Raw genomic sequence first — 25,586 nt, 5'->3', positions numbered from 1 at the left:
AGAATCCGCTGAGAGTATGATGATTACGCGACGCAAGGACGGTTCTTGGGGACGCGGAAGTTGTTTTCTGCCCAATATTCCGCCAATGATGCGGTATGAATTACAGTCTGCTCCGCACTATAGACGGCCATTTTGAAGCCATTGATGAATAAAACTAGCCACCTGCTCTGGTTGATTGATATCAAGCACTGGATGTGTGGTGTCTATCTCTGAATCAGCTGCAATTGCGATGACATGTTCATCGATCAAATCACTTAACTCTCTGCCCAACGATTGACGAAATAAGGCTATTTTAGCGATCTTTTCGTGTTTAAAACCCTCAATCACTACCAGATCGAGAGTTGAAGCATCCATTTTACCTGCCAGATCGTAAAGATTGGGTTCTCCCTGTTCAGGCGTTTCCGTCATCAATGCCCACCTTTGGCTGCTGGCAACAATAGTTTGCGCAGCTCCTGCCTTACGTAACTCGTAGCTGTCTTTACCTGGTGTATCAATATCCATCTGATGATGCGTATGTTTAATTAATCCGATTCGAATACCCTGATTAGTCAGCAGAGGAATGACGTGCTTAAGTAATGTTGTTTTGCCTGTACCGCTGTAGGCGACAATAGCGAGCAAAGGTAGATGATCAGAACTCACTGTGTTGATCCTCCCAGTTGGATAAATCCTCAGGCGAATTCAAATTGTGAAAGGCTTCAGGTTGATCGTTAAATGAAACGGTTTTTGCTCCGACCTGTTCCATAAATAGCATTAACTTACGGTTTCCTAGATGCAGATAAGCTTCCAGCCGTTCAATAAGGTTCTTATTGATTAAGAGTAATGTGGGATGTGGACGTTCTCCGTCTGTGGCATAAGTTGCATTTGCTTCCCCCCGCGCTTGCCACAAACGGTGTACTAGGTCGAGGGGGAGTGCTGGGACATCGCAAGGGACGAATACGACCCACTCGGATGTGGAGGCATGTAACCCACTTAGGATACCTGCTAATGGGCCTAGAAAGTTTGCATCAGAGTCACTAATAATTCGGCATCCGCTTTGTTCATACACATCCTGGTTGCGGTTAGCGCTGATGATGACCTCGTCGACCTGTGTTTTAAGCCGAGATAAGACATGCTGATATAGCGGTATACCGTTCAGTGCTATCAGACCTTTATCATGTCCACCCATGCGTGTTGCACGTCCGCCCGCGAGAATAACGCCTGTAATCATTTCACTTCCCAATTATCTATTTCCATTTTTCTCTGTACCGAAAGCTAGTGAGGGAGAAACCATACGTTATTCTCTAAAAACTTTCACAGAAGACCAAGCTCTTTCCTCATGTGCGCAAGGCTGTTATTTTTATCGCTATATGCTCAACATTGCTCAAGCTGTTTTCTACTTATTGAAATTTATTGAGTACAAATCGTTTTTAAGGAGAAAAAAATGAAATGTCATCGCGTTAATGAGCTGATTGAACTCTTGCATCCAGCCTGGCAAAAAGAGCCCGATTTAAACCTGGTACAATTTTTACAAAACCTTGCACAGGAGGCGGGGTTCCAGGGGCAGTTAAATGAACTGACAGATGATATCCTTATTTACCATCTGAAAATGCGTGATTCAGATAAAGAACAAGTCATTCCCGGTCTGAAGAAAGACTACGAGGAAGATTTCAAAACAGCATTGCTTCGTGCCCGTGGGGTTATTAAAGACTAGTGGAAAGGAATAACACGTTCATGATGCTAACTATTGCACGCGTATATCTTATGTCGCCTCTGACCATTTGTGGCCGCGATGAATAGTTCGGTATTTAATTTCCAGACGCTATTCCCAGATCTGATCGTGGATGCTTTGCTGGATGTTGGGTTGCGCGTTGATTCCGGCCTGACGGCATTAAACAGCTATGAAAACCGGGTATATCAGTTTGCGGATGAAGATCGTAAACGATTCGTAGTGAAATTTTATCGCCCGGAACGGTGGAGCGAGTCACAGATTCAGGAAGAGCATATTTTCGCCCTGCAGTTGGCAGAAGATGAAGTCCCTATTGTCGCCCCAGTCTCGCTTAATGGGCAGACATTGAACGTCTATGAAGGATTTCATTTTGCTGTATTCCCCAGCGTGGGTGGACGGCAGTATGAAATGGATAATGAAGAGCAGCTAGAGTGGGTAGGCCGTTTTCTCGGACGGATTCACCAGACGGGGCAGAAATCGTTATTCACCGAGCGCCCGACGATAGGGGTAAATGAATATCTGCATGAACCTTATCGGCTGTTGGAGACATGTCCGCTAATACCGAAAATACATCGACATAGTTTTTTACAGGCAACCCGTCAACTGATTGATACAGTTGAAACTTATTGGCACAGCGACTGGCGGCCACTGCGTCTACATGGGGATTGTCACCCAGGAAATATTTTGTGGCGTGATGGCCCTCTGTTTGTTGATTTGGATGATGCTCGCAATGGTCCGGCAATACAGGATTTATGGATGCTGTTGCACGGCGACCGTCGTGAACAACGCATTCAATTGGATATCTTGTTAGAAGCCTATAGTGAATTTGCGGATTTTCAGGAGAAAGAGCTCGCGCTGATTGAGCCTCTTCGTGCGATGCGGCAGGTTTATTATCTGGCTTGGGTTGCTCGTCGCTGGGAGGATCCTGCTTTTCCGAAAAATTTCCCTTGGATGACGGATGCTGATTTTTGGTTGAAGCAAACGGCAATTTTTATTGGGCAAACTCAGCTGTTGCAGGAGCCCCCTCTACAGCTAATGCCAATGTACTGAAATTAAATGGAGAGAGTTAAATTTATGAAAAAGTTATGGCTTGCGCTGATTGGCGTTGTTCTGGCATTTAGTGCTTCTGCTGCAGAATTTTCTGACGGTAAGCAATATGTAGAATTAGATAAACCAGCAACTCAAGAGCCTCAGGTTCTTGAGTTTTTCTCATTCTATTGCCCGCACTGTTATCAATTTGAACAGGTTTATCATGTTCCAGATGCAGTAAAAAAGGCACTGCCAGAAGGGGTGAAGATGACACGTTATCACGTGGACTTCTTGGGCCCATTGGGTAAAAACCTGACGCAGGCTTGGGCTGTTGCTATGGCGCTGGGCGTAGAAGATAAAGTTACTCCTCTGATGTTTGATGCTGTTCAGAAAACTCAGACCGTACAAAAACCAGAAGATATTCGCGCTGTTTTTGTAAAAGCAGGTGTGACTGCAGAAGAGTTTGATAATGCACTGAATAGTTTTGTTGTGAAATCTCTGGTTGCCCAGCAGGAAAAAGCGGCTGCAGATTTACAATTACGCGGCGTTCCAGCCATGTTCGTTAACGGTAAATATATGATCAAGAATGATGGTCTTGATACTAGTTCAATGGACGGATATGTAAAACAGTACGCTGATGTGGTGAAATTCCTCATTACCAAAAAGTAATCATTTAATAAGTCATGCGGGTAAAACCGCATGGCTTTATACCTTCCCGCGGTTCACCCTCTTATCTTTTATATCTCGCCACACCACAATATCTATTTATCTCTTTGTTTATATCCACAAATGGGATGACGGATTACTGTGTCTCTAAAATAAACACTTTATATTATAACTTAATGAAATTTATGAATATAAAAAAACAAACCAAGAGAATAATAGGAATTAGTAATTAAACAGATAAAACTATTCACAAAGTTATCCACAGAAGGATCTTGCGAGGATCCATGCAAAATCAGCCAATATCTTACGTTAAGGATCGTCTCTTTCCCTGACCTATGGCATGCTTAGCGCTATGACAGACCACAACGATCACGGCAGGCTATGGCTCAGATTGCAGAAAACCCTTTAATACTGGTAGACGGTTCATCCTATTTGTATCGTGCTTATCATGCTTTCCCTCCGTTAACAAACAGCGCGGGAGAAGCAACCGGTGCAATGTATGGCGTACTGAATATGCTACGCAGTTTGTTGCTGCAATATCATCCCAGCCACGTTGCTGTTGTTTTTGATGCGAAAGGGAAAACGTTTCGCGACGAGTTGTTCGAAAACTATAAGGCTCATCGCCCACCGATGCCGGAGGATCTACGCGAGCAGATAGAGCCTCTGCATAATATGGTGAAAGCGATGGGGCTACCGCTTCTGGCGGTTTCTGGCGTAGAAGCAGACGATGTGATTGGCACGCTCGCCGTGCAGGCGGAAAAAGCCGGTAAGTCGGTGCTGATTAGTACTGGCGATAAAGATATGGCGCAGTTGGTGACACCAAGTGTGACGCTCATTAATACCATGAACAACACGATTCTTGGCCCACAAGAAGTGTGTGATAAGTACGGTATTCCACCTGAGCTGATTATCGATTTCCTCGCGCTGATGGGGGATGCATCGGATAACATTCCCGGTGTACCTGGTGTGGGGGAGAAAACTGCACAGGCGTTATTACAAGGGCTTGGTGGGCTGGATTCGCTCTATGCTAACCTTGATAAAATTGCTGAGCTTTCCTTCCGTGGTGCAAAAACCATGGCACCGAAGCTGGAACAGCATAAAGAAGTGGCCTACCTCTCTTATCAGCTTGCTACCATTAAAACGGATGTTGAGCTGGAGCTCAGCTGTGAGCAGCTCACCGTCAACGAACTGGATGTGGATGAACTGCATCGCCTCTTCTCCCGCTATGAATTTAAACGCTGGTTATCAGATATTGAATCAGGCACTTGGATGCAGGGTAAAAAGAGCAGCCAGCCTGTTCAGACGGTGAGTAATGCGGTGGTCGAGCAGTCGGTTGAAGAAGACAGCACGCCTACGCTTTCTGCCGATGGTTATGTCACGATTCTTGATGAAAAAACGCTGTTGGATTGGATTGAGCGTATAAAACAGGCCGAGGTTTTCGCTTTCGATACGGAAACTGACGGGCTGGATACGCTTACCGCCAATCTGATTGGTCTGTCATTTTCGATTAAGCCAGGCGAAGCGGCTTATTTGCCGTTGGCTCATGATTATCTGGATGCGCCTGAGCAGTTGGATCGCGCCCAAGTATTGGCATTATTCAAACCGCTCCTAGAAGATGAGAAGCTGCTTAAGATTGGTCAGAATCTCAAATTTGATAAGGGCGTGATGCAGCGATATGACATCGATTTACGCGGCATCGCGTTTGATACCATGCTGGAATCTTATGTGCTCGACAGCGTTGCGGGTCGTCACGATATGGATAGCTTGGCCGAGCGCTATCTGAAACACAAAACCATTACCTTTGAAGAGATTGCAGGTAAGGGGAAAAATCAGCTGACGTTTAATCAGATCGCACTGGAACAGGCTGGGCCTTATGCGGCTGAGGATGCTGACGTTACGCTGCATCTACACCAGACGCTATGGGGGAAACTCCAGCCGCATGCCGATCTGTGTCAGGTCTTCCAGACCATCGATATGCCATTGGTTCCGGTTTTATCCCGCATCGAACGTACTGGCGTGCTGATCGATCCCGCAATTCTGGCAGAACACTCAAAAGAACTAACAACGCGTCTGGCTGAGCTGGAAGCACAAGCGTATGAGCTGGCTGGCGAAGAATTCAACCTCTCGTCGACCAAACAGCTACAGGGTATTCTTTATGAAAAGCAAAAGCTGCCGATTCTGAAGAAAACGCCAAAGGGCGCACCGTCAACGAATGAGGAAGTGCTGGCTGAGTTGGCGCTGGATTACCCTCTGCCTAAGCTGATTCTGGAATATCGTGGCTTAGCCAAGCTGAAATCTACTTACACCGATAAGCTGCCGCTGATGATCAATCCGGCCACGAAGCGCGTGCATACCTCTTATCATCAGGCTGTTACTGCAACCGGACGCTTGTCTTCCAGCGACCCTAACCTGCAAAACATCCCGGTGCGTAATGATGAGGGACGCCGTATTCGTCAGGCATTCATTGCGCCTAAAGACTATAGCATTGTTGCGGCTGACTACTCGCAAATCGAACTGCGTATTATGGCGCATCTATCGGGTGATGAAGGGTTGTTGAATGCGTTCGCAAACGGGCTGGATATCCACCGAGCAACGGCGTCAGAAGTGTTTGGCATCGCATTGGATAAGGTGACGTCAGAACAGCGTCGTAGTGCGAAAGCGATCAACTTCGGTCTGATCTACGGTATGAGTGCATTTGGTTTGTCACGTCAGTTGAATATTCCCCGTAGCGAATCACAGAAGTACATGAACCTGTATTTTGAGCGCTATCCAGGCGTGCAGGATTACATGGAGCGGACGCGGCAACAGGTCGCAGAGCATGGCTATGTGTCCACATTGGATGGTCGCCGTCTCTACCTGCCAGACATCCATTCGCGTAATGCGATGGCGCGTAAAGGCGCTGAGCGTGCGGCGATTAACGCCCCGATGCAGGGGACGGCAGCTGATATCATCAAGAAAGCGATGATCGCAATTGATGAGTGGCTACAGAAAGACGCACCGTTGGTGAAGATGATCATGCAGGTTCACGATGAGTTAGTTTTCGAGATTCATGATTCGGTTATTGAAGAATCCATTAGTAAAATCAAGGTATTAATGGAGGGTTGTATGCAATTAAATGTCCCGTTACAGGTAGATATCGGTACAGGCATGAATTGGGATCAAGCGCATTAATGGCCGATTCTTGTGCTATTTCTGTAATTAAATAACAGTATTGTGTGACCTGGTTTAACTTTGTGTAATCGATAACCATTTTGTATGAAAGTAAACAACAAAAAAGCCTTTGTTCCCGCGAAAAAATAGGGTAGAGTTAAAGATGTAGGGTACAGAGGTAAGATGTTCTATCTTTCAGACCTTTTACTTCACGTAATCGGATTTGGCTGAATATTAGCCGCCCCGCTCAGTTTTGAGCGGGGCGTTTTTTATGGGCTTTATCCAGGTTTTTTTTACCCGCAAAAATGCCGGCGACAGCGTGGCAGACAGCAACGTGTTAGCACTATTTCGGGTGTGAAAAGAACGTCTCTGGTGGGGGACCGTCGAGGGAAAGTGATGACGTGATGCGAGTTATGGCACTCTGCACCACGCGAAAGGATTATTCAGCGTCTTGTTCTTCTTCAACGTGTTGCAATGTGCTGAACCAGTTATCCAATTTCTGCTGTAGTTTATCGACACCGATTTTTTTCAGTGACGAAAATGCCTCGACCTGAATATCACCCATAAATGGCGCGACAGCTTCGCGAACCATATGCAACTGTGTCTTACGTGCGCCTGAAGCCAGCTTATCGGCTTTGGTCAGCAGTACTAAGACCGGAAGTTCGACATCGACTGCCCACTGAATCATTTGCTGATCGAGATCTTTCAGCGGATGACGAATATCCATCAGCACAACCAGACCCTTCAGGCTGTTACGCTTTTGCAGGTATTCACCGAGCGCACGTTGCCATTTGATCTTCATTTGCTCCGGTACTTCGGCATAGCCGTAGCCGGGAAGGTCGACTAAACGCACGCCGTCAGCTACCTGAAACAGGTTGATCAACTGGGTACGACCCGGTGTTTTACTGGTTCGTGCTAGGCTCTTCTGGTTGGTCAACGTGTTCAGCGCGCTGGATTTTCCGGCGTTAGAGCGCCCAGCAAAGGCCACTTCAATACCGCTATCTGTTGCCAGATGGCGAATATCCGGGGCGCTGATGATAAAACGCGTCATGTGGTAGTTATATTGCTGGGTCACGATGGTTATCTCTATCTGGATCTCTGTCTGGTTGGGGATTATACCTGTAACTGACAATAAAGGCGGCTTTATCTGCCTCGAAATGCAACGGGTGAGTGTGAAAAGAAAAGCTCAGCCGTCTGATGTGGGCGCTTTTTTCTTACGCAGCTTTCTGCTAGATTCCGCCGCACTTCCCTTATATCTGTGTACCTGAGAACAACATTATGAACCGACCTGTCAAAGGGGCTGCCGATAAGGCAGGAAAACCTAAAGTAAAAAGAAAAACCCGCGAAGAGCTGGAACGTGAAGCGCGGGATCGGAAAAGAGATAAAAAACATCGTGGCCATGCAGCGGGTAGCCGGACTCAGGAAAAATCGTCTACCGATCAGAATTCTGGCCAACGTAAAGTCGCCGATCCACGTATCGGCAGCAAAAAGCCTGTACAGCTTGGCGTATTGGATAGCGCTATCGTTAAACCGAAGCCTAAGTTGAAGCCTTCTGAGCCTGTGGAAAAAGTCAGTGCTGCCAAGCCAGCAATGTCACCGGAAGAAGAGCTGGAAATGTTAGAAAATGATGCGCGTCTGGATGCATTGTTGGATCGTCTGGATAGCGGTGAAACGCTGAGCGCTAAAGATCAATCATGGGTTGATGAAACGCTGGATCGTATCGATATCCTGATGGAAGAGCTTGGAATCGAGCTGGGTGATGATGACGAAGAAGAGCAACAGGAAGACATGTTGCAGCTTTTAAAACGTAATAACCCGAAAGACGCGCTCTAATCAATGAAATGGCTGTTTCTGTTCCTGATATTGCTGGTGGCGTTTTATCTGCTCTGTCTGTTCAGTAAACTATGGCTATTGTCGAAGCGTAAGCACCGATTGCATCGCGCCCTGTTTAACGGGCGCGTGAATCAGGTTCGACGCCCAAGACAAAAACGCAGGGAGCGTTTTTGAACGTCACAACGTGACGGCCCTTTAGGGTGAGTCTCAAGGATGAGACGAGTAACAAAACGCAGGGAGCGTTTCTGAACGCCATTTTTTTGGTGATCTGAAGGAGGGGAAGGATAACCCACCGAGTAAAAACTGGAAGGAGTGAGCGAATATGTCGATACCGTCCGTTGACTGGGATCTGGCCCTGATTCAAAAATATAACTATTCTGGGCCGCGTTATACATCATATCCCACAGCGTTAGAATTCAGTGAAGCTTACGATGAGCCTGCATTTCAGCATGCCATCGCCCGTTATCCGGCGCGACCGCTGTCGTTGTATATCCACATCCCTTTTTGTCATCGGCTGTGCTATTTCTGCGGCTGTAATAAGCTGGTTACGCGCCAGCAGCATAAAGCCGATGAATACCTTGATGTGCTAGAGCAGGAAATTCGCCAGCGTGCACCGCTATTCGTTGGACGAACGGTGACGCAATTGCATTGGGGCGGCGGTACGCCAACCTACCTGAATAAAATACAAATTAGCCGGCTAATGTCGCTGTTGCGCGAGCTGTTCTCTTTTTCTGAGCAGGCTGAGCTGTCGCTTGAAGTTGACCCGAGAGAAATTGAACTGGACGTCCTCGATCATCTGCGTGCTGAAGGGTTTAACCGTCTTAGCATGGGGGTGCAGGATTTTAATAAAGACGTTCAGAAGCTGGTCAACCGTGAGCAGGATGAAGACTTTATTTTTGCCCTCATTGAACGGGCGAAGGCGCTTGGTTTCGCCTCCACCAATATTGATTTGATTTACGGTCTGCCGAAACAAACGCCAGAAAGCTTCGCTTTTACGCTACAGCGCGTTGCGGAATTAAATCCGCATCGGCTTAGCGTTTTTAACTATGCGCATTTGCCCAGCCTGTTTGCGGCACAGCGCAAGATTAAAGACGCGGATTTACCGAGCGCGGAGCAAAAGCTGGATATTCTGCAACAGACGATTGGCTCGCTGACGCAGTCGGGCTATCAGTTTATCGGTATGGATCACTTTGCTCGCCCGGATGATGAGCTGGCGGTGGCGCAGCGGGAAGGGAAGCTGCATCGCAATTTCCAAGGCTATACGACGCAGGGCGATAGCGATCTTCTTGGTATGGGCGTTTCGGCGATTAGTATGATCGGTGATAACTATGCCCAGAACCAGAAAGAGCTGAAACAGTATTATGCTCAGGTTAAAGACAAAGGAAATGGCTTATGGCGTGGATTACAGCTGACGCGTGATGATTGTCTCCGCCGCGATGTGATTAAGACGCTGATTTGTAATTTCCAACTCAGCTATGCGCCGATTGAAGCGGAATATGCCATCGACTTTAAAACCTACTTTGAGCAGGATTTAGCGTTATTGGCACCGCTGGTGGCTGATGGGCTAGTCGATAGTCAGGAAGACGGGCTGGTGGTAACGCCGAAAGGACGTTTGCTGATCCGCAATATCTGTATGTGTTTTGATGTTTATTTACGTAGCAAGCTCAGAACGCAGCAATTTTCCCGCGTGATTTAACAAAAAAAACAGCCAGTCGATGTTAGTACCGGCTGGCTGTTCTCAAACGTTTATAGGATTAACTAAAGAAGTTAATCAGTGCAGCACACAAAACGGCGGCAATAGCAGCCTGCGGCGAATGACTTGCCGCGGAGCCAATTTCAGCGCCATGTGTTGCTGCAGAAATCAATGAGTCCAGCATGGTGTTCCTCCCGAATCAGCGACACGATCATACTGCTGACTCGAGGCAAGTAAAGGACAAATTAATGACAATTTCGTGCGCCAGATTGTATTTTTTATCACCAGTTTATTTCTTAACAATTGAGTAATAAAAAAGCAATCTCGCTACTCCATTCCCAGCTCTTTTAGTTTACGCGTTAGGGTATTTCTGCCCCATCCCAGTAGCCTTGCGGCTTCCTGTTTATGGCCCTGCGTGTGCCGTAATGCTGTCGTAAGCAGTGTTCTTTCCATTTCTGGCTGTGCTTCCGCTAGCAGATTTTGATGACCGGAACGCAGCGCGCGATCGGCCCATTGTGCCAATAGCGTGGCCCAACTGTCTGGCAAGATATGCACAGTAGAATCGGGCGCAGTGGTCTCGAATAGCTCCGGCGGCAGATCCTGAATCAGCACCTCTTGACCGGCAGCCATGACCGTCAACCAGCGGCAGGTGTTCTCCAATTGGCGAACGTTGCCAGGCCACGGTAAACGCGTTAGTGCTGTTTCCGCTTCTGGATGCAAATTCTTTGGCTCGACACCCAACTCTTTGGCCGTTGCCTGCAAGAAATAACGCGCCAGACGGGGAATATCTTCCCGACGTTCACGCAGTGGCGGCAGATGAACGCGGATCACATTCAGGCGGTGAAACAGGTCATCACGGAATTTGCCTTCTTGCACGCGCTGTTCAAGGTTTTGGTGCGTTGCTGCGATAATGCGGACATCCACTTTCACCGCCGCATAGCCGCCAACGCGATAAAACTGCCCATCGGCCAATACGCGCAACAGGCGTGTTTGCACGTCTAGCGGCATATCGCCGATTTCATCCAGAAACAGCGTACCGCCATCGGCCTGCTCAAAGCGGCCCTGACGAATTTGGTTTGCACCCGTAAATGCGCCTTTCTCATGACCAAACAATTCCGATTCGATCAGATCCTTGGGAATTGCCGCCATATTCAGGGCGATAAAAGGGGCTTTGGTGCGCGGACTATGGCGATGCAGGGCATGTGCCACCAGTTCTTTACCCGTTCCCGATTCGCCGTTAATCAGCACGCTGATCGATGAGCGAGACAGACGACCGATGATGCGAAAGACATCCTGCATCGCAGGTGCTTCGCCGATGATGTCCGTTGTCGGGCCATTGATCGGCTGGTTGCGTACCGGTTGTTGCTGCTCCAGATAATGGCTGATTGCACGCTCAACTAGCGCGACGGCCTCATCAATATCAAACGGTTTCGGCAAATAGTCGAACGCACCCTGTTGATAAGCACTGACGGCGGCATCCAGATCGGAATGTGCCGTCATAATGATGACCGGGAGCATCGGGTGGCGCTGTTTGATTTGCTGTAAGAGCGCTAATCCATCCATCCCTGGCATGCGGATGTCGGACAGCAGAACGTCGGGTGTTTGTGTTGTTAGCGCATGCAATACCTGATTTCCGTTCTCAAACGTTGCGCAGGTTAAACCCGCACCAGCAAGCGCGCGCTCCAGCACCCAACGGATGGAGCTATCGTCATCGACAATCCAGACTATCCCTCGTTGCATTGTGAACCTCACTGGCGAATGGGCAGGTAAACCGAGAATTCGGTGTGTCCTGGCCAACTGTTAAATTCAATTTTACCTGAGTGCTGGTCGATAAGACTGCGGGCGATGGAAAGCCCTAAACCGGTTCCCCCTTCGCGTCCGCTCACCATCGGGTAAAACAGGGTGTCCTGTAGCTGAGCGGGTACGCCAGGGCCGTCATCTTCCACGTCAATACGTGCGGCGAGACGATAGCGCACGCCGTGCAAAGTAAGCTGAAAAGCCGTGCGGGTACGTATCGTAATCGTCCCGCCTTCCTCGCCCAGCGCCTGTAGCGCATTGCGGGTAATATTCAGCAGTACCTGTTCAATCTGGTCGGGATCGTGCGTCAACTCTGGCAGGCTGGGGTCATAGTCTTTTACCAGCGTCACGTTATCTGGCTTTTCCAGCGAAACAAGTTGGCAAACGCGTTCTGCAACCTGATGGATGCTTTGGGTAACGTGCAGGCCAGGCTGCTGTGGCCCGAGCAGGCGATCAACCAGATTACGCAGACGATCAGCTTGTTCAATAATGACTTTGGTATATTCCGTCAGTGCCGGGTCGGGCAATGCTTTGGCAAGCAACTGTGCAGCACCGCGCAATCCGCCAAGCGGATTTTTTATCTCATGCGCCAAGCCCCGGACCAAATCACGGGCGGCCTGCTGTTGTGCATGTTGAAGCTGTTCCTGACTGAGACGACGCTGGTTATCCATCGGCGCCATTTCCAGTAGGATAAAATTGTTTTGTACCCGCTGAGCGGTGAGCGACATGATGTGCGCTTTACCATCCACGACGAGCGTGACTTCGTTATCCGTAAAACCTTGCCCTGAATCCAGACTTTCACGCAGCAAATCGACGTTCAGAGAAAAATATCCCAGCAAATCGGGCAGCGGTGTGCCGGATAATTTACGCGAACTTTGTGCCAGTAATTGCTGTGCTGCCGGGTTGGAATAGTGAATCGCCAGATCGTTATCCAGCAATAAGATGCTGTTTATCAGGGAATTTAGGATCTGCCCAGCATCGGGCAGCGTGCCTGTTGCCATAACGCAGACTCCCGCACCAGCATGGTGCATTGTAGTGTGGATGATGGATGTTACGTCGCAACGGCCAATGCCGGTGGTGAAAAAAGCCCATCCGAAGATGGGCTGAAGCGTTTCCACGGCAACAAGAACAAACTTCTTAGTATTCTGTTGTTCATCGGTCATGGTTGGATATCAGCACACCCAACCACGCCGAGATATACCCGTCATACTTCAAGCTGCTTGTGCGTTGGCTGCCTTCACGCAACTCGAATTATTTAGGGTATAAATATTAGATGCTTTCGTTATTAAACGCTGTAGTACAGTTCGAACTCAACTGGGTGCGGCGTCATACGAACGCGGTCAATCTCTGGTTTACGCAGTTCGATATACGCTTCGATAGCGTCGTCAGTGAACACGCCACCACGGGTCAGGAACTCGCGGTCTTCGTTCAGTGCAGCCAGGGCCTCGTCCAGAGAACCTGCAACTTTTGGAATCTCTGCTTCTTCTTCCGGCGGCAGGTCGTACAGGTTTTTGTCCATTGCATCGCCAGGGTGGATTTTGTTGATGATGCCGTCAAGGCCAGCCATCAGCAGTGCAGCGAAGCACAGGTACGGGTTAGCTGCTGGATCTGGGAAGCGCGCTTCAATACGACGTGCTTTCGGGCTAGCAACAACTGGGATACGGATTGAAGCAGAACGGTTACGGGCAGAGTAAGCCAGCATAACTGGAGCTTCGTAGCCTGGGACCAGACGCTTATAAGAGTTGGTCGTTGGGTTTGCCAAGGCGTTGATGGCTTTAGCGTGCTTGATAACACCGCCGATGTAGAACAGAGCCATTTCAGACAGGCCGCCGTATTTGTCGCCAGCGAACAGGTTAGTACCGTCTTTAGACAGAGACATATGGCAGTGCATACCAGAACCGTTATCACCGAACATTGGTTTTGGCATGAAGGTCGCTGTTTTACCGTAGGCGTGAGCCACGTTATGCACGACATATTTGTAGATCTGAATTTCGTCAGCTTTTTTGGTCATGGTGTTGAAGCGAGTAGCCACTTCGTTTTGACCAGCGGTAGCCACTTCGTGGTGGTGAGCTTCAACAACCAGACCCATTTGCTCCATGGTCAGACACATAGCAGAACGGATGTCCTGTGATGAATCGACTGGTGGAACTGGGAAGTAGCCGCCTTTCAGACCTGGACGGTGACCTTTGTTACCGCCTTCGTAGGCTTTACCGGAGTTCCAGTAAGCTTCGACATCGTCGATAGCGACGTGAGAACCGGAAGTGCTGCTGCCGAAACGGATGTCATCAAACAGGAAGAACTCTGGCTCAGGCCCGAACAGTACGGTATCGGCGATACCGGAAGAACGCAGGAAATCTTCCGCACGTTTCGCGATAGAACGCGGGTCACGGTCGTAGCCCTGCATGGTGCCTGGCTCAAGGATGTCACAACGAATGATCAGCGTGGAATCTTCGAAGAACGGATCGATCATCGCGGTGCTAGCATCAGGCATCAGAACCATGTCTGACTCGTTAATACCTTTCCAGCCGCCAATCGAGGAACCATCAAACATTTTACCTTCTTCGAAGAAGTCGGCATTGACTTGATGAGCCGGAATGGTGACGTGCTGCTCTTTACCTTTAGTATCAGTGAAGCGTAAATCAACAAACTTCACTTCGTGCTCATTCAGCATCGTCAAAACATGTTCTGCGGACATACTTGGTTCTCCCGATTGGTCATTTATCGTCGTGGAACGAATATCGTTGTGGATTGATGTTGTTGCCGTGAGTAGACTAAAGCTAAAAGTGTGCCAACTTTTTAAATGTGTGCAATGTGTTGCTCCTTGGGGCTTTCTCACGTAAACCCACTGCACCATTATAGTCTAAAGCACCAAAATGGTGCTCCATATGTGAATTATTGCACTTATTTGGTGCATTCATGTTCGCTTGTAGCGCTTTTGCACCGTGAAAGGGATCACAAAGCAGGCAGCTCTAGGTTGTTTATCATAGATGCTTGTGATCTTGTTTAGTCCCTCGATTAATACGTGTACAATAGCGCGCTATTTCTAAATGCCTGAGGCAAAGCTGTGATCGAAAATTTGCGTAACATCGCCATTATTGCGCACGTTGACCATGGGAAAACCACCCTGGTTGACAAGCTGTTGCAACAATCCGGAACGTTCGGTGAACGTGTCGAAGCAACTGAGCGTGTAATGGACTCCAACGATTTGGAGAAAGAGCGTGGAATTACCATCCTCGCAAAAAATACCGCCATTAATTGGAAAGACTACCGTATTAACATCGTAGATACCCCGGGACACGCCGACTTCGGCGGCGAGGTTGAGCGTGTAATGTCGATGGTTGACTCGGTACTGCTGGTTGTTGATGCGATGGATGGCCCTATGCCTCAAACGCGTTTCGTGACCAAAAAAGCGTTTGCCAACGGTCTGAAACCAATTGTGGTTATCAACAAAGTTGACCGTCCTGGTGCGCGTCCTGACTGGGTTGTCGATCAGGTATTCGACCTGTTCGTGAACCTGGATGCGACCGACGAGCAACTGGATTTCCCTATCATTTATGCTTCTGCGCTGAATGGTATCGCGGGTCTCGACCATAACGAGATGGCGGAAGATATGACTCCGCTGTATCAGGCTATTGTCGATCACGTTTCTCCGCCTCAGGTTGAGATGGATGCGCCGTTCCAGATGCAGATTTCTCAGCTGGACTACAACAACTATGTTGGCGTTATCGGTATCGGCCGTATCAAGCGCGGTAAAGTTAAGCCTAACCAACAAGTGACTATTGTTGATAGCGAAGGCAAATCTCGTAACGGTAAAGTAGGTAAAGTTCTGACTCACCTGGGTCTGGAGCGTATCGACGCAACTGAAGCGGAAGCGGGCGATATCATCGCGATTACCGGTCTGGGCGAGCTGAACATTTCCGACACTATCTGCGATCCGCAGAATGTCGAAGCGCTGCCAGCACTGAGCGTCGATGAACCTACCGTTACCATGTTCTTCAACGTCAACACTTCACCATTCTGCGGTAAAGAAGGTAAGTATGTGACGTCGCGCCAGATTCTGGAGCGTCTGAACAAAGAGCTGGTGCATAACGTTGCCCTGCGCGTTGACGAAACCGAAGACGCCGATGCGTTCCGCGTTTCTGGCCGTGGTGAATTGCACCTGTCAGTTCTGATCGAAAACATGCGTCGTGAAGGCTTTGAACTGGCCGTATCACGTCCGAAGGTTATTAACCGTATTATTGACGGTCGTAACCAAGAGCCGTTTGAAAACGTTACGCTGGACATCGAAGAACAGCACCAGGGTTCAGTCATGCAAGCCATGGGTGAGCGTAAAGGTGATGTGAAAGACATGATCCCAGATGGCAAGGGTCGTATCCGTCTGGATTACCTGATCCCTGCTCGTGGTCTGATCGGTTTCCGTACCGAATTCATGACCATGACGTCTGGTACTGGTCTGCTGTACTCCACTTTCAGCCACTACGATGACGTGCGTCAGGGTGAAATTGGCCAACGTCAGAACGGTGTGCTGGTTTCTAACGGTCAGGGTAAAGCAGTTGCGTTTGCACTGTTCAGCCTGCAAGACCGCGGTAAGCTGTTCCTCGGACACGGTGCAGAAGTGTATGAAGGCCAGATCATCGGTATTCACTCACGTTCTAACGATCTGACCGTAAACTGTCTGACCGGTAAGAAACTGACCAACATGCGTGCATCAGGTACTGATGAAGCAACCACACTGGTTCCAGCTATCAAAATGTCTCTGGAACAAGCGCTGGAGTTCATTGATGATGACGAATTGGTTGAAGTTACGCCGCAGTCTGTTCGTATTCGTAAGCGTCACCTGACCGAAAACGATCGTAAGCGCGCGAGCCGCGGCAGCAAAGACGTCTAATTTCAGACCGATTTGTATTGTCACGCAACAGGGCACCTTCGGGTGTCCTGAATTTTATGCGCTTTCTTCCACTTTAACCTTTCCTTATATTTCCTCCCTGTTCAGTTTCGCCATTTCCCGCTACAGTGAAAATCCTACGATTGCGTCAGGAGGTGGCTGCCATGCTGTATATCTTTGATTTGGGTAATGTCGTCATTGATATTGATTTCAAAAGAGTATTGGGCGTCTGGAGTAATCTGAGCAGCGCACCGCTCGCGACGTTGCAAGAGCGCTTTGTCATGGGAGAAGCGTTTGAACAGCATGAACGGGGTGAAATCAGCGATGAAGAGTTTGCCACCAGACTGTGTCAGGAAATGGGCATCGCCCTGAGCTTCGAGCAATTCACCGCGGGCTGGCAGGCTATTTTTGTCGCGTTGCGCCCTGAGGTTATCGACATCATGCAGCGCCTGCGTCAGGAAGGGCACCGTGTGGTAATTCTGTCGAATACCAACCGCCTCCATTGTTCACACTGGCCTGCATTATTCCCAGAAGTGGGAGCCACGGCTGACAGGATCTATCTGTCTCAAGACATTGGATTACGTAAGCCGGAATTGGCGATTTATCACTATGTCCTGACGCAAGAAGGTGTTATTCCAGATCAGGCCGTATTTTTTGACGATAATTCCGCGAATGTCGATGCTGCACAAAGCCTGGGAATTCACAGCATTCTGGTGACCGATCGTCAGGTGGTGCCAGATTTTTTCGCTATGCAGGCGACGACGGCCAAAGCATGATTTATATCGCAGGGGCGGACACAGCCCCTATTGGGAATGATAACATCAGGAGTAGTTGGGTTTTATGATTGCGCTAATTCAGCGGGTATCCAGCGCCAGCGTTACGGTAGAAGGCAATATCATTGGGGAAATCGATAAGGGTTTGCTGATATTGCTGGGTGTTGAGCAAGGCGATGACGAGCAAAAAGCCACGCGACTCTGCGAGCGCGTGTTGGGTTACCGGATATTCGGTGACGATGACGGGAAAATGAACCTCAATGTGCGTCAGGCTGGCGGAAATGTGCTGGTGGTTTCTCAATTTACGTTGGTGGCTGATACGCAGCGTGGCATGCGACCAGGTTTTTCCCGTGGTGCGCATCCCTCAGAGGCCGATCGCCTCTACCAGTATTTTGTCGGGCAATGTCGTGAGCAAGGCGTTCATACGGAAACGGGGCAGTTTGCCGCGGATATGAAAGTGGCATTGGTGAATGATGGCCCTGTGACGTTTTGGCTGCAAACATAATGTGGCTACAGCCGTATTGTAAAAAGCGTCATTGTCGTTGCCGTTCCGTGTATAAGTTTGTCAGCGGTTTGATCTTATGAACCATGGTGCAATAAAGCATCATCGGCATTGAGGAAGGGTTATGTATCATCTGAGAGTACCTGAAAGCGCAGAAGAACTGGATGCGTACTATCAATTTCGCTGGGAAATGCTGCGTAAACCTCTACACCAGCCGTTAGGCTCTGAGCGCGATGCCTATGATGCTTTGGCTCATCACCAAACCGTAGTCGATGAACAGGGGAAGCTAGTCGCGATTGGACGTCTTTCTATCAATGCGGATAATGAGGCGGCAATCCGCTTTCTAGCCGTTCATCCCGATCTACGGGGGAAAGGGCTAGGCACTCTGCTTGCGATGACTCTGGAGTCTGTCGCGCGTCAGGAAGGCGTCAAGCGCGTAGTCTGTAGCGCCCGCGAAGACGCAATGGACTTCTTCTCCAAGCTAGGTTTTGTTAATCAGGGGGAGATTTTAGCGCCACAAACGACGCCAGTACGGCACTTCCTGATGATCAAACCGGTGGCGACGCTAGATGATATTCTGCATCGTGCTGACTGGTGCGGGCAACTGCAACAGGCTTGGTACGATCATATCCCTCTGAGTGAAAAAATGGGCGTGAGGATAAGCCAGTACACTGGGAAAAAATTTATCACTACCATGCCTGAAGCGGGTAATCAGAACCCGCATCACACGCTTTTTGCTGGCAGCATGTTTTCTCTCGCAACGCTCACAGGTTGGGGATTGATCTGGCTGTTGCTGCGTGAACAGCACCTTGGCGGAACCATTATTCTGGCGGACGCGCATATTCGTTACAGTACGCCGGTGAGCGGCCGACCGAGCGCTATTGCCGATTTGGGGTCGCTGAGTGGCGATCTGGATCGTCTTGCGCGTGGACGTAAGGCGCGTGTGCAGTTAAACGTAGAGCTGTTCGGTGATGACAATAAAGGGGCGCTATTTGAGGGGGTTTACATCGTGCTGCCTGCTCAGCCGGATGCGCCATTAGAAGAGGGGGGCTCGGAAGTCGATTAACCCACAGCAGCTTATTATGACGCTCTTCCCATCCGTACATCACGCTTCGCGCTAACCAGCAGTACCTCGTGATATCTGCATCTCGTCTTAGTAAACCCTGTGATTTTCACGGGGTTTACCCTAATGCCGATCATTTAAGGATCGAGATACCGGGTGCTACCACGGTGCGAGGCATCCCTGCGGGAGCCTCATCACCGTGCTTCCCCCTAAAACTATACTTAAGTGGTTAGCATGAGGGTTTACCCTGTTCTCTCAGCAGGCTATGACACTGTGGATGTTTTGCTCATCCGTATTTCGAAAACGTAATATTTATGGCGTTTCCGTGACCGTACCCTGATGCATTTGCTGCCTGATAGGATGATCATTGCTATCCACGCCTTGTAGCGTACCGCTTAACGTCTGCTTCAGCGGCGTATCGGCCGCAAGTCGCCCATTTAACTGTAATTGCAAATTCGTGTTGCCTGTCGGCGCAGTTGCGGGTTCTGGCCATCCCCAACGCGTCAGAACATCCAGCGGTACGGCGCGTCCTGTCAGCGACAGGGAGAAATTACGAGCGGGTTGCTGATTGATGGTCGCCTTAGCATCCAGCATACCATTTTGCGTAAATGCGCTAAGTTCGTTAATGGCGATCTGATTATCGTCGGCTACCAGTGCCATCGAGGGGCGGCGCACATCGACTTTATTGAACGTCGCATCGCTGGCATTAAGATTCAACGATCCGGTCCACATTCCCCACTGGTGATTACGAGCCAGCAGCAAATCACTGCCGTAGCCATCCAATGCGGTTAGCTGGAAAGGAAAATCCGGGTTGATATCGATTAGCAGGTTACGATTTGCCGTGAATTTTCGCACATTCACTTCTGACAGCCATGATGGTAGCGTCGCTTGCCAGCGCTGGCGCCAGTCGCCGGGGAGCGTGTATTCCATCCCTGCGACAACAAATTCATTCAGCTGTAGACGGCGATTATTACGTTGCCAATTGCCATTGGTTCGCAGTAGACCGCCTTCCCAGCGGGTAGAGAACTGCTTGATGTTAACGCCTGCCGGTGACAAATCCAGATTCACGATAGGGTCGATAAGATGCATGTTGCCGTTCACAATATCGGTGGCATTGAATGACAGCGTACCCCCTTCGCTCTCCCAGTCATTCTGCTTAAACGTGACATTTTGCAGTGCGACATCCAGATCGATAAATGCCCATCCTGGCCCTTCAATACGAGCATCAATTAGGTCAAAGCGGTTAACCGTAACAGAAGGAAGCTCGGTGACAGGCTGCCAGAAGGCTTCCGGCGTTCTCTGCGTTTGCAAACGAACATTGCTGAGCCGTAGGCTACCGATCTGCCAGCTGCCATCTTCTGCGCGGCTGGCGTTGCCTGTTAGCTGCCCTTGAGCGACATCAGCGCCGAAATTGCTCAGAATCAGCTGGTTGTGGTTGATTTCGCCCTGCACCAATACCTGGCTGGCGGGAATATCGTTGAGTTCGAGTGAACGGGCGCTGAGCTGGAACTGCCCTTGTTTGCCCAGTAGATAACCCACTTCGGGCTGCCACGGCATAATGCCGCCGTTGATCTGTTGACCATTCAGACGCCAATCACCGTCCTTTGCCTGTAGTGCCATTGTACGCAGCTGTAGCACATCGGCTTCGATAGGGAGCGTGGCGGCCTGTGAGGACAGGTTTAGTGTACCGCCTTCCAGTTCCAGGCTAGCGAAATGGCGCGGTTCAGTAATTTGGCGCGCGCTAAACCCTGCTGAAACCTGTTTTGCCGTGAGCGTCGGAGGCTGGTTTTTTTGGCCAAAACTGACATCGGTGAGTTGGATATGATCGACCGTTGACCAGTCGTGATTAATTTTGCCCAGTGACAACTGGTAGTCGGTATTTTGGTTTACCCAATTACTCACCCAGCCTGCCGCCCAACTGGTTTGCAGTAATACATATACGACCACCAGCGCTAAAAAGGCTAGCAGTAGTAGGGTCAGCAATAATTTCCCGATAAATTTCATCGTGTCAGTCCATGCCAATCGTCAGGGAGAACTGTTCTTATGCCGCAATTTCCCTGAAGGCTCAATAGGTAATGCTGTTACAGACAGTAAAAAGCGAGCGGTGTTGCATCACCGCTCGCTTTTACATGAACTGAACAGAAATTATTGCGGGTTGACGCTATTTTTCTTCGTGTGGGAAGACGATATTCAGCACGATTGCCGTAATCCCGCCAGCGGCAATACCGGAAGACAGTAATGTTTTAATCCAATCTGGTGCGAATTGCAGAATCAACGGCTGCTGTGATACGCCAAGGCCGACGGCTAACGACAGCGCAATAATCATGATCGCACGACGGTTCAGCGGTTCACGGGACACAATGCGCACACCGGATGCCGCGATCGTACCAAACATCACTATAGTCGCACCGCCGAGAACAGGCTCTGGTATATGCTGCACAAATCCGCTGACGGCAGGGAACAGCCCCAGTGCGATCAGCATCAGCGAAACCACGAAACCGACATAGCGGCTAGCAACACCAGTAAGCTGGATAACGCCGTTATTCTGGCCGAAGCATGAGTTAGGGAAGGTATTGAACACGGCAGACAGGCACGAGTTCAGGCCATTAGCCAGCACGCCGCCTTTTAAGCGTTTCATGTACAGCGGGCCTCTGACTGGCTGCTCTGAAACGTCAGAGGTCGCGGTGATGTCACCGATGGTTTCTAACGATGTCACCATGAAGACCAGCATCAGTGGGATCAGCAGGTTCCAGTCAAAGCCTAAACCGTAATACAGCGGCGTGGGTACCATGATGACCGTATCGTGTGGCGCAGGCGCATTTTCCGGCAGCATTCCCATCAGCCAGGCACCCAGATAACCCACCGCCATAGCAATCACCAGCGACGCGACGCGCAGATAGGGGTTACGCTGGCGGTTAAGTAAAATAATCACCAGCAACACGGCACCCGCTAATAGCAAGTTCTTGGGCGCGCCGAAGGTGTTATTACCCATTGCGGCATAGCCGCCACCGATGGAGGTCAGCCCGACCTGAATCAGTGACAGACCAATAATCATGACCACAATGCCGGAAACCAGCGGGGTAATGATACGGCGGGTTAAATGCAGGAAGCGTGAAAGAATGATTTCGGTGAAGGAAGCAACCATCAGCGTCCCGAACAGTGCAGCCATCATCGTGGGAACGTCTGCTCCACCGTTTTTCAGCGCCAGTCCACCCATAATCAGCGGCGTCACGAAGTTAAAGCTGGTGCCCTGAATAGACAGCAGACCTGAACCGACTGGGCCCCAGGTTTTAATTTGTAGAATAGAGGCCAGACCGGAAGCGAAAAGCGACATGCTGATGATGCGCTGCGTATCCTGAGCAGGTAAACCTAGTGCCTGACAGATCAGCAGCGCGGGGGTAATCACCGCAACAAACATGGCAAGCAGATGCTGGCTAGCGGCAAACAGCGTCTGCGGCAGTGGCGGTCTGTCTTCAAGACGATAGATGAGTTCACTGCGTTGAGGCGCGGCAGCGGCTTCTGTTTGGGACGTTTCCGTGGTGGTAGTCATGATGTAAGTTGGCGTTCCTGAAACGACAAAGAGCGCATTTTAATGATCTCTTTGTCGAAAGCAAACGTTTGCTAACGCATCTTTTCGATATGAATTTTATCTGATGAGCAATACCTTATTATTTAAGGGGATACTTTTAGGGGAAATGAAGAATACTGTGCCGCGATCAGGCGTTGGTGTAGCGGGCGCGCTCTGGTAGCCAGCGTTCGATGAGCGCAATGGCATGCTCGGGATAGTGCTCATGCAGATGGCGGGCAACGCGCTGCACCTGTGGAATCAGTTCCTGATCGCGCAGGAGATCGGCCACTTTGAACTCGGCATTGCCTGTCTGCCGTGTACCTAATAATTCACCCGGCCCACGAATCTCCAGATCGCGTTGAGCGATGACAAAGCCATCGTTGCTATCGCGTAGAACCTGAAGCCGTTTTTGTGCCGTCTTGCTCATTGGCGTTTTGTAGAGCAGCACGCAGTGAGAGGCCACCGCACCACGTCCGACGCGCCCGCGCAATTGGTGCAACTGCGCCAGACCCAGACGCTCTGGGTTTTCAATGATCATCAGGCTGGCATTCGGTACATCCACACCGACCTCGATGACGGTTGTCGCCACAAGCAGTTGCAGTTCACCCTGTTTGAAGGCCTGCATTACCGCCAGCTTTTCCTGTGCTTTCATGCGACCGTGAACCAATCCAACCTTGAGATTTGGCAAAGCAGCCTTCAGCTCTTCGCTGGTGGCTTCTGCGGCCTGCGCTTCCAAGAGGTCAGATTCTTCAATCAGCGTACAGACCCAATAAGCCTGCCGACCTTCCTGCTGACAGGCGCTATTCACCCGTTCGATGATGTCGCTGCGGCGTGAGTCCGGTATAGCGACGGTGGTGACGGGAGTTCTACCCGGCGGTAGCTCATCAATAACAGAGGTATCAAGATCGGCGTAGGCCGTCATCGCTAACGTACGGGGAATGGGTGTCGCGGTCATAATCAGTTGATGGGGATGAAAACCCTGTTCTTCACCTTTCTCCCAGAGCGCCAGCCGTTGATGAACGCCAAAGCGATGCTGTTCATCGATGATGACCAATGCCAGCCCGTTGAATTTCACCTGTTGCTGGAAGATAGCGTGGGTCCCGACAACCATGGAAACCTGACCGCTGGCGATGGCGTCCTGCTGTGCCTGACGTGCTTTTCCTTTTTGTTTTCCAGCCAGCCAGCCGACTTCAAGCCCTAATGGTTCGAACCACTGACGGAAATTATGGGCGTGCTGCTCGGCCAATAGCTCTGTTGGTGCCATCAGCGCGACCTGTTTACCGCTGGCAATGGCACGTAATGCGGCCAATGCGGCGACCAGCGTTTTCCCTGACCCCACATCGCCTTGTACCAGACGCATCATCGGGAAATCTTTCGCCATATCCGTTTCAATTTCAGCCACGACACGATCTTGCGCCTGCGTAGGTGTGAACGGTAGGGCGGCGAGCAACTGCTGTTTCAGACTGTCTTTAGTCGGTAGCGGCGACGCTTTATGCCGCTGTTCCCCCGCTCGAACGGCGAGCATACTTAGGTTATGCGCCAGCAGTTCTTCCATAATTAGCCGCTGCTGTGCTGGGTGTTTCCCATGCTCGAGCTCGCTGAGTTGCATATCCGGTGGGGGGCGATGTAACGTGCGCAGCGCATCTGGCAGGCTAATGAGCGATCGACTCAGGGATTCAGGCAGTAATTCATCTATGTGGTTTGCAGCGAGCAGATCCAGCGCCTGATCGGTGAGCTTGCGGAGCGTCGCTTGGCGAATGCCCTCTGTGGAGGGGTAAACCGGTGTGAGCGATTCCTGTAGCTCAACCTGCGTGCTATCTCCCTGAACACGGTATTCAGGATGGATGATTTCCGCGCCGATTTTGCCGCGCTTGATTTCACCATAAGCAGTAACACGTTGTCCCGGTGCAAGGCTGTTTTTCATCGCTGCGCTGAAATTGAAGAAGCGCATGGTCAGCAGACCGCTGCCGTCGCTGATTTGGCAGGTCAACATACGGCGACTGCCAAAGGTGATGTCATTGCGTAGGATTTCACCTTCCACGGTGGCATACATACCGGGAAGGAGGTCGCCAATCGGATAAAGGTGTGTGCGGTCTTCGTAGCGTAAAGGCAAGTGCAGCAGGAGATCCTGCACGGTTTCCAGTCCGAGTCGGGCGAGTTTTGCTGCCTGACTCGCACCCACGCCAGCAAGTGTACTCAGCGGTTGGGTGTTTAGCAGGCGGCCTTTCATCAGCACTCCGACGATTGCATCGCGGCCCACCACGGGGTATCCGCTACAATCTGACCCTGATGGTCAATATACGGGCGAGGCAGCCCTTTACGTTTTGCAACTCGCGCGAGTACCGGATAGCCCCCTTCAAACAGCAGGCGCTGCTGTTCTTCTTCATCCAGTGGGCTGTCTTCACGCTGATACATGCCAGCGTTCTGGCGCTGGCGCTGTGCTTCATACAGGATCAACGCCGAGGCCACGGAGACATTCAGCGACTGCACCATGCCGGTCATCGGTATGATGATATCCCGATCGGCCAGTTTGAGCGCTTCAGTAGTTATACCGGTTTTTTCTTGTCCGAGCAGAATACAGGTCGGGCGGGTGTAATCAATTTCCCGAAAATCGACCGCGTGTTCAGACAAATTGGTCGCCAGAACCTGCATCCCCTCATTCTTCAGGTGGCCGACCGCATCATGTATGGTGCGATGGGTTTTAACTTCTACCCAACTATTACTGCCCGCGGCGGAGGAAACCAGTGTTTTCATTCGGCTGGTGGGCCAAATTGCATGAACCTGATGTACGCCGACGGCATCCGCAGTGCGGATAACGGCAGAAATGTTATGGGGTTTATGCACCTGCTCCATGCAAACCGTCAGATCGGGCTGACGACAGTTCAGCATTTCTTTTATGCGGGCATAACGTTGAGGGGTCAT

The 25,586-nt window shown here is 50.2% G+C and carries 22 protein-coding genes; 11 read left to right on the top strand and 11 right to left on the bottom strand.

Going from position 1 to position 25,586, the window contains the following annotated elements; all coding sequences use genetic code 11:
- Positions 1-117: 117 nt before the first annotated feature.
- Entirely contained in the window at positions 118-639 is a 522-nt protein-coding gene (mobB, locus tag A0G03_RS13315; RefSeq protein WP_048258092.1) for a molybdopterin-guanine dinucleotide biosynthesis protein MobB, read from the bottom strand.
- Complete coding sequence (mobA, locus tag A0G03_RS13310) at positions 629-1,207, bottom strand: molybdenum cofactor guanylyltransferase MobA (protein ID WP_048258093.1); 579 nt, start codon at positions 1,205-1,207, stop codon at positions 629-631. The genes mobB and mobA overlap by 11 nt, the downstream gene beginning before the upstream one ends.
- Positions 1,208-1,420: 213 nt before the next feature.
- Between mobA and A0G03_RS13305 the strand changes: the two genes are divergently transcribed.
- From A0G03_RS13305 to spfP, 5 genes are all read left to right on the top strand, one after another.
- Positions 1,421-1,690 (top strand): YihD family protein, encoded by a 270-nt coding sequence (locus tag A0G03_RS13305; RefSeq protein ID WP_048258094.1) that lies wholly within the window; start codon positions 1,421-1,423, stop codon positions 1,688-1,690.
- Positions 1,691-1,768: 78 nt separating this feature from the next.
- A complete protein-coding gene (locus A0G03_RS13300) occupies positions 1,769-2,755 on the top strand; it encodes a serine/threonine protein kinase (RefSeq protein ID WP_048258095.1) in 987 nt (328 codons plus the stop codon).
- Between the two features lie 24 nt (positions 2,756-2,779).
- Positions 2,780-3,403 carry a thiol:disulfide interchange protein DsbA gene (gene dsbA / locus A0G03_RS13295; RefSeq protein WP_048258096.1) on the top strand — a complete coding sequence of 208 codons (624 nt, stop codon included), beginning with the start codon at positions 2,780-2,782 and terminating at the stop codon, positions 3,401-3,403.
- 378 nt (positions 3,404-3,781) lie between these two features.
- Complete coding sequence (polA, locus tag A0G03_RS13290) at positions 3,782-6,571, top strand: DNA polymerase I (protein WP_048258097.1); 2,790 nt, start codon at positions 3,782-3,784, stop codon at positions 6,569-6,571.
- A gap of 162 nt (positions 6,572-6,733) precedes the next feature.
- Complete coding sequence (gene spfP / locus A0G03_RS22150) at positions 6,734-6,781, top strand: small protein SpfP (protein ID WP_071892919.1); 48 nt, start codon at positions 6,734-6,736, stop codon at positions 6,779-6,781.
- Between the two features lie 208 nt (positions 6,782-6,989).
- Here spfP and yihA read toward each other — a convergent pair whose 3' ends face one another.
- Positions 6,990-7,625, bottom strand: coding sequence for a ribosome biogenesis GTP-binding protein YihA/YsxC (gene yihA, locus A0G03_RS13285; RefSeq protein WP_072061979.1), 636 nt, complete (start codon positions 7,623-7,625; stop codon positions 6,990-6,992).
- Positions 7,626-7,828: 203 nt separating this feature from the next.
- On the opposite strand from yihA, the gene yihI reads away from it, so the two are divergent.
- Both yihI and hemN read left to right on the top strand, forming a co-directional pair.
- A complete protein-coding gene (gene yihI, locus A0G03_RS13275; RefSeq protein ID WP_048258099.1) occupies positions 7,829-8,383 on the top strand; it encodes a Der GTPase-activating protein YihI in 555 nt (184 codons plus the stop codon).
- Between the two features lie 322 nt (positions 8,384-8,705).
- Positions 8,706-10,079 (top strand): oxygen-independent coproporphyrinogen III oxidase, encoded by a 1,374-nt coding sequence (gene hemN, locus A0G03_RS13270; RefSeq protein WP_048258100.1) that lies wholly within the window; start codon positions 8,706-8,708, stop codon positions 10,077-10,079.
- A gap of 58 nt (positions 10,080-10,137) precedes the next feature.
- On the opposite strand, the gene A0G03_RS21775 is transcribed toward hemN, so the two are convergent.
- From A0G03_RS21775 to glnA, 4 genes are all read right to left on the bottom strand, one after another.
- The gene (locus A0G03_RS21775; RefSeq protein ID WP_010298130.1) at positions 10,138-10,260 is read right to left on the bottom strand and encodes a YshB family small membrane protein; all 123 of its coding nucleotides are present in this window, start codon (positions 10,258-10,260) and stop codon (positions 10,138-10,140) included.
- 143 nt (positions 10,261-10,403) lie between these two features.
- Positions 10,404-11,816, bottom strand: coding sequence for a nitrogen regulation protein NR(I) (gene glnG / locus A0G03_RS13265; protein WP_048258102.1), 1,413 nt, complete (start codon positions 11,814-11,816; stop codon positions 10,404-10,406).
- Between the two features lie 8 nt (positions 11,817-11,824).
- Entirely contained in the window at positions 11,825-12,874 is a 1,050-nt protein-coding gene (gene glnL / locus A0G03_RS13260) for a nitrogen regulation protein NR(II) (protein WP_048258289.1), read from the bottom strand.
- A gap of 284 nt (positions 12,875-13,158) precedes the next feature.
- Entirely contained in the window at positions 13,159-14,568 is a 1,410-nt protein-coding gene (glnA, locus tag A0G03_RS13255; protein WP_048258103.1) for a glutamate--ammonia ligase, read from the bottom strand.
- Between the two features lie 369 nt (positions 14,569-14,937).
- Between glnA and typA the strand changes: the two genes are divergently transcribed.
- From typA to fabY, 4 genes are all read left to right on the top strand, one after another.
- Positions 14,938-16,761 carry a ribosome-dependent GTPase TypA gene (gene typA, locus A0G03_RS13250; RefSeq protein WP_048258105.1) on the top strand — a complete coding sequence of 608 codons (1,824 nt, stop codon included), beginning with the start codon at positions 14,938-14,940 and terminating at the stop codon, positions 16,759-16,761.
- A 161-nt stretch (positions 16,762-16,922) separates the two neighbouring features.
- A complete protein-coding gene (gene yihX, locus A0G03_RS13245) occupies positions 16,923-17,534 on the top strand; it encodes a glucose-1-phosphatase (protein ID WP_048258106.1) in 612 nt (203 codons plus the stop codon).
- 64 nt (positions 17,535-17,598) lie between these two features.
- Positions 17,599-18,036, top strand: coding sequence for a D-aminoacyl-tRNA deacylase (dtd, locus tag A0G03_RS13240; protein WP_014702091.1), 438 nt, complete (start codon positions 17,599-17,601; stop codon positions 18,034-18,036).
- A 121-nt stretch (positions 18,037-18,157) separates the two neighbouring features.
- A complete protein-coding gene (gene fabY, locus A0G03_RS13235) occupies positions 18,158-19,099 on the top strand; it encodes a fatty acid biosynthesis protein FabY (RefSeq protein WP_048258107.1) in 942 nt (313 codons plus the stop codon).
- Positions 19,100-19,408: 309 nt separating this feature from the next.
- Here fabY and A0G03_RS13230 read toward each other — a convergent pair whose 3' ends face one another.
- From A0G03_RS13230 to trmH, 4 genes are all read right to left on the bottom strand, one after another.
- Positions 19,409-21,100, bottom strand: coding sequence for an AsmA family protein (locus tag A0G03_RS13230; protein WP_048258108.1), 1,692 nt, complete (start codon positions 21,098-21,100; stop codon positions 19,409-19,411).
- Positions 21,101-21,257: 157 nt separating this feature from the next.
- A complete protein-coding gene (locus tag A0G03_RS13225) occupies positions 21,258-22,646 on the bottom strand; it encodes a nucleobase:cation symporter-2 family protein (protein WP_048258109.1) in 1,389 nt (462 codons plus the stop codon).
- A gap of 166 nt (positions 22,647-22,812) precedes the next feature.
- Positions 22,813-24,894: an ATP-dependent DNA helicase RecG gene (recG, locus tag A0G03_RS13220; protein ID WP_048258111.1), complete on the bottom strand. Its 2,082-nt coding sequence runs from the start codon at positions 24,892-24,894 to the stop codon at positions 22,813-22,815.
- Positions 24,894-25,586, bottom strand: coding sequence for a tRNA (guanosine(18)-2'-O)-methyltransferase TrmH (gene trmH / locus A0G03_RS13215; protein WP_048258112.1), 693 nt, complete (start codon positions 25,584-25,586; stop codon positions 24,894-24,896). The genes recG and trmH overlap by 1 nt, the downstream gene beginning before the upstream one ends.

Source organism: Pectobacterium peruviense, assembly GCF_002847345.1.
Classification (GTDB): domain Bacteria; phylum Pseudomonadota; class Gammaproteobacteria; order Enterobacterales; family Enterobacteriaceae; genus Pectobacterium; species Pectobacterium peruviense.
Note: the sequence above shows the minus strand (reverse complement) of the source record. Positions and strands in the feature narration are given on the sequence as shown.